Origin of the sequence: Xanthomonas sp. SHU 308 (genome assembly GCF_000364645.1) — a bacterium.
Lineage (GTDB): Bacteria > Pseudomonadota > Gammaproteobacteria > Xanthomonadales > Xanthomonadaceae > Xanthomonas_A > Xanthomonas_A sontii.
On record NZ_AQOK01000729.1, the window covers coordinates 1 to 1,470 of the forward strand.

Consider the following 1,470-nt stretch of genomic DNA (forward strand, 5'->3'; position numbering starts at 1 on the left):
GCGGTGGCCGAGTACATCGAGGAAGAACTGGGCCACCAGGAGTGGATCCTCGACGACCTGGCCGCCTGCGGCGCCGACCGCGCCGCCGCCGCCGCCTCGATGCCCTCGGCGGCGACCGAACTGATGGTGGCCTACGCCTACGACACCATCGCCCGCGGCAATCCGGTCGGCTTCTTCGGCATGGTGCTGGTGCTGGAAGGCACCAGCGTGGCGCTGGCCACGCGCGCGGCCGAGAGCATCGAGACCTCGCTGGGCCTGCCGCGCAACGCCTTCAGCTACCTGCGCTCGCACGGCGACCTGGACATCGAGCATGCCGGCTTCTTCGAAGGCCTGATGGACCGGCTCGACGATGCCGACGACCAGCGCGCCGTGGTGCATGCGGCCAAGCGCTTCTACGGCCTGTACGGCGACATTTTCCGCAGCCTGCGCGCACAGCCGGCGCTGCCCATGGCGGAGGCCGCATGATGGATCTCAACGGACGCAGTGTGATTCTCACCGGCGCCAGCGGCGGCATCGGCGCCGCCCTGTGCGACGAACTGGTGGCCGCCGGTGCCTGCGTGCTGGCGGTCGGCCGCGACCCGGTGCGCCTGGCGCAGGTCGCCGGCCGGCATCCGCAGGGGCGGGTGCTGCCGCTGCCGCTGGACCTGTCCACGCCGGCCGGGCGCGCGCAGTTGCTCGCCGCCGCCGGGGCCTTGCCGATCCGTCCCTCGCTGCTGCTGATCGCGCATGCGCAGAGCGGCTTCGGCCTGTTCGCCGAGCAGTCCGAGCAGGATCTGCGGCAATTGCTCGACACCAACCTGATGGCGCCGATGTTGCTGGTGCGCGCGCTGCTGCCGTTGCTGCAGGCGCAGCCGCAGGCCACGGTGGTGGCGGTCGGCTCCACCTTCGGCAGCCTGGGCTTCCCCGGTTTCGCCGGCTACAGCGCCAGCAAGTTCGGCCTGCGCGGGCTGTTCGAGGCGCTGGCGCGCGAGTACGCCGACAGCCATGTGCGTTTCCAGTACCTGGCGCCGCGCGCCACCCGCACCGCGTTCAACACCGCGCAGGTGGATGCGATGAACCAAGAGCTGAAGGTCGGCGCGGATACGCCCGAGCGGGTGGCGCGCGCGCTGCGCCAGGCGATCGAACGCGGTGATCGGCGCCTGCAGATCGGTTGGCCGGAAAAACTCTTCGCCCGCCTCAACGGCGCCTTGCCGGGGCTGGTGGACCGCAGTTTGAAAGCGCAGTTGCCCGTGGTGCGCCGGCATGCCGCGCGCGCTCCTTCCCGATTTGGAGATGCCCGATGAACGTCCGTATGCGTGCGCTGTCGTTGTTGCTTGCGCTGTCGCCGCTGGGGGCGGCCGTCGCCGCCGCGCCGCTGACGCCGGCAGTGGTCGCGGTGCGCGACCAGTGGGCCCAGGTCGCCTACCAGACGCCGAAGCCGCAGCGCCTGGAGGCCTATGCCAGCCTGGCCGCGCAGGCGGCCGCCGCCCG

The 1,470-nt window shown here is 71.8% G+C and carries 2 protein-coding genes and 1 pseudogene; all 3 read left to right on the top strand.

What is annotated here, in order from left to right; translation table 11 throughout:
* Positions 1 to 465, top strand: a 465-nt coding sequence (locus D588_RS0119525) for an iron-containing redox enzyme family protein (protein WP_017917187.1), incomplete at its 5' end; no start/stop codon positions are given.
* Positions 465 to 1,283, top strand: coding sequence for an SDR family oxidoreductase (locus tag D588_RS0119530; protein ID WP_017917188.1), 819 nt, complete (start codon positions 465 to 467; stop codon positions 1,281 to 1,283). The genes D588_RS0119525 and D588_RS0119530, both read left to right, overlap by 1 nt.
* A pseudogene (locus tag D588_RS26850) lies at positions 1,280 to 1,470 on the top strand (hypothetical protein); the annotation flags it as partial. The gene D588_RS0119530 and the pseudogene D588_RS26850, both read left to right, overlap by 4 nt.

Coding starts and splice junctions, on each gene's coding strand:
- D588_RS0119530 (WP_017917188.1), top strand. CDS start 465: ATGGATCTCAACGGACGCAGTGTGATTCTCACCGGCGCCAGCGGCGGC.